Below are 3,686 nucleotides of genomic sequence, written 5' to 3'. Positions count from 1 at the left end.
TTTGGCTTCATCGCCCCTGACGACGGCACCCCCGACGTGTTCGCGCACTTCAGCGCGATCGCGGGCAGTGGGCGTCGCGACCTCAATGAGGGCGAGAAGATCCAGTACGACGTCGCACAGGGCCCCAAGGGTCCCCAGGCGTCGAACATCCAGCAGGGCTGATCCTCACCAGGATCGTCCCGCTTACCGAAGAACCCCGTCCCCTCTCACGAGGGGGCGGGGTTCTCCCATTCACGGGGTCGGCACTACCTGCCGTGGTTGCGCGGCGACCGGTGTCATCGCGTCGAGCAGATCCTGGAGGGGAACCGAAGCGACCCGAATGCGACTGTCACCGATCCCGTACGGCACCCACAGCACCCCATCGTGCACGAGCCCCCCACACGAGTAGACGACGTGCGGCACGTAGCCATCACGGTGGCCTTCGGCCGGCTCGAGAAGCGGGGTCTCGAGCCGTGCCAGAACTCGGGTCGGGTCGTCCAGGTCGAGCAGGATCACGCCGATCACGTAACGCCGCATCGGTCCAACTCCGTGGGTGAGCACGAGCCATCCGCGGTCGGTCTCGATCGGGGAGCCGCAGTTGCCGCTCTGCACGACCTCCCAGAGCAGGTCCGGGGTGTAGATCGGTGCCTCATCGACCCAGTCGAGCCCGTTGAGCGACACGGCGAGCGAGATCGTCTCGCCCCCGCTGCGCGTCAATGCGAGCAGGCGTCCGCCAACTCGCCGGGGGAAGAACGCCATCCCTTTGGTCTTCGCAGGTGGCCCGGTCAACCGACGAATCGAGAAACTTCGGAAGTCCGTCGTCACGATCAAGCGCGACGTGATCGCGCGACCGTCATAGGCCGTGTAGCTGCCCCGGAACTCGACGGTACCGTCCTGCTCGACGAACCGCACGAAGCGGGCATCCTCCATGCCGTGACGTTCCTCGTCGGCGACCGGAAGCAGCACCCGCTGACTCACATCGCTCTCCGCCGCGAACCCGGCGTCGTAGGCGGACCGCCCGACCATCCGGATGACCTCGACCCGAGGGCGCGAGTCGAAGTGGCTGAAGAACTCGTCAGGCAAAGCACGGATCGCGAGCTCGATGTCGGCCTTGCGCACCCGCGGTGGAAGCTTCTGAAGAACGGCGTGTGCGACCTCGGTCATCTCGCCGTCGTGCGCGAGCGAGCTGCGCAGGTGCTCAAGATCCCACTCGCCGTCGGTGATCGTGGCACGTACGAGCGGGAGTCGACGGCCCTCGAATCCCCAGGTGCGGCCGGGGCCGATGACGGCGGTGCAGAACGAGACCGCCGAGACGTGACCTTCACCGATCGACCGCATCGAGAGGATGACGCGCAGCGCGTCGTCGGACACCCCCGACTGGTCGGGGTCGACGACGGCGCTCGGGTTGCACAAGGCTGCGCCCTCGATCGCGTACTCCGCCGTGAATGTCGCCCCGAGCACGAGCGCCGTCGCCTCGTCAAGGGATGTCGTGTCGGTGTAGACCTTCGCGGCGTTCGCGCGCACCAGCGCAGCCATGCCGCTGTGCCGGGGGTCGAATTCACGCGTGAGCCTCGCCGCCTCCTGCTCGAGCTCCGCTCGCGGAGCGGCGAGTACCCGGGCGACGACGTGCTCAGTCCGCGACGGTGCCCCGGGCGTACTCTCCCCCGGAAGGAAGAGATCGGCGACGACCCGCGACGGATCCGGGCGCAGCTCGGTTCCCGAGTCTCGCACGTCGAGGCTCACGCCACCCCGAGCGCTCGGGCGTGCTGCAGCGTGTCGAGCGCGGCGAGGGTCGACTCGGCACCGCGATTGGCGTTGCGTCCCGCGGGCTCGAGGCCGTCGAACCCGGCACCCGTTACCGGGTCGTACATCGGGGTCGCCGAGTCGTTCTCGCCCAGGAACCAGGCCCAAGCGATCTGAACGCCCCCGCGCCAGAGCGGGTCGAGAGTCTCGTGGAAGGCACGCGCGCACGCGTCCGCGAGTGCGGCGGCCTCGATCGCCTGCTGATCCCACAGCGGGCCCGACTCTCCCGGGCCACGTCCGGCCGATCCGGTGAGCGACAGGCGACCCCCCGGGCCCTCCTCGGTGCGAAGCAAGAAGGAGAGCAGCGCGAGTCCGCGGGCGACGAGGTCGCGTCGCCCGAGTACCCCTCCCCCGGCGATGAGGGCTTCGCACAGCGTCGCGTTCGCGTAGCGCAGCCGTGCCTCTGGCCAGTCCCACGCACCCAGCGGCGCGGTCGGGATGACGTCGAGGCATGCGACGAGAAGGGCGCGCGCGGCGTCGGCGTCGGATCGCACGCTCAACACCTCGACCGCCCCGAGTGCGGCAAAAGCTGAGGCTCGAACATCCGGCGAGCGGCGCGCTGCGGCGCGCAGGAAGGCGTACATCGCTCGCGTGCGGTGGAACGGCAGCACGGAGTGGGCAGCCGCGAACCCGAGCGCGCCGACCGCGCGGCCCCACCAGTCGCCCACCGTCGCCTCGTCGGCCCACTGGCCGTCGGCATCCATGCGGTTGTGAACGAGGCCGTCGGGCGCGACCGCGGCCTCGAGGAAGCTCAGGTAGGTATCGGTCAGCTGGGCGAGCTCGGGAGTCTGGTCGGGTTCGCGGACGACGACGGTGAGTGCACGCGCGACGTCGTCGACGCAGTAGCCGTGTTCGACGCGCGGCACGTCATTCAACGCGTGCTCGAAGACCCCGATGCCCGTCGTCATGCGTCGCAGGTGACGAAACGACGGCGCGAGGGCCGACGCCACCGGCAGGGCGAGCGCTGAGGCGAGAGTGTTCACGCGGCGTTCGCCCGCAGCAGTGCCGCACCGAGTCTGCGGTACTGGCTGGCGACCTCGTCCCACCCGGTCTCGTGGGACCCCTCGATCGCGGCGGCAACCATCCCGGCTGCCAGCTCGCGCCCGCCGAGGATCGCGGCGACTGCGGCAGCGATCTGCGGCGGGTTTTCGTGATCAACGAGGATGCCTGCTCCCCTACTCAACAGCTCGATGGCGTGCGGGAACCGGGTCGCGATCACGGGCTTGCCTGCAGCGATCGCTTCGACGAGAACACCTGAGGTTGTCTGTTCGCGCGAGTCATAGGGCAGCAGCACGACGTCGGCCGCCGCCACCAGGGCTGCAAGTTCGGCACCGTCGCGATACCTCCCGTCAAGTTCGACATCACCATCGAGGTGCAGCTCTCGGGCGATCTCTATGAGCGAGTTCCGGTAGGCCTCGCCGTGCTCGGCGAGAACCTTGGGATGCGTCTGGCCCGCCACGACGTAGCGGGGGCGGGGGCGGGGCGCGTTCCGCTCGGCGAGGGCACGGATGCCCCATTCGATGCCTTTGCCCGGGCCGATCAGACCCCAGGTCAGCACCGTCGGACGCGTCGTCGGCGCGGCGATGACCGGCACCCATGGGGTCACGCCATGCGGGATCACGTGCACCTTGGACGGGGGAACCGAATAGCCGCGCGCGAGCAGCTCTTCGGCGGCGCGGGTCATCACAACGACGGCAGAGGCGAGTCCGGCGACACGGTCGAGCAGCCAGCGCTGATGCGCCGTCGGCGACTCGCGAACCGTGTGCAGCACCACGATGGACGGTGCCGCGATCCGCGACATCACGTCGAGGATCTCGTCACCGTCGCGTCCGCCGTAGATGCCGTACTCGTGTTGCACGATCACCACGTCGCTCGCGTCGAGCGCGCGCGCGGCGGCGACCCGA

At 69.3% G+C, this 3,686-nt stretch carries 4 protein-coding genes; 1 reads left to right on the top strand and 3 read right to left on the bottom strand.

Annotation, left to right across the window (positions count from 1 at the left end; translation table 11 throughout):
- Window positions 1-162, top strand: a 162-nt coding sequence (locus RMO30_RS08885) for a cold-shock protein (protein ID WP_309712174.1), incomplete at its 5' end; no start/stop codon positions are given.
- Window positions 163-231: 69 nt separating this feature from the next.
- Here RMO30_RS08885 and RMO30_RS08880 read toward each other — a convergent pair.
- The 3 genes from RMO30_RS08880 to RMO30_RS08870 all read right to left on the bottom strand — a co-directional run.
- Window positions 232-1,710 (bottom strand): glycoside hydrolase family 130 protein, encoded by a 1,479-nt coding sequence (locus RMO30_RS08880; protein ID WP_309712171.1) that lies wholly within the window; start codon window positions 1,708-1,710, stop codon window positions 232-234.
- Window positions 1,711-1,718: 8 nt separating this feature from the next.
- Window positions 1,719-2,765, bottom strand: coding sequence for a glycosyltransferase (locus RMO30_RS08875; RefSeq protein WP_309712169.1), 1,047 nt, complete (start codon window positions 2,763-2,765; stop codon window positions 1,719-1,721).
- The coding region (locus tag RMO30_RS08870; RefSeq protein ID WP_309712166.1) for a glycosyltransferase at window positions 2,762-3,686 on the bottom strand (925 nt) is incomplete at its 5' end. The genes RMO30_RS08870 and RMO30_RS08875, both read right to left, overlap by 4 nt.

This window comes from Pseudolysinimonas sp. (genome assembly GCF_031389465.1).
Classification (GTDB): domain Bacteria; phylum Actinomycetota; class Actinomycetes; order Actinomycetales; family Microbacteriaceae; genus Pseudolysinimonas_A.
Note: the sequence above shows the minus strand (reverse complement) of the source record. Positions and strands in the feature narration are given on the sequence as shown.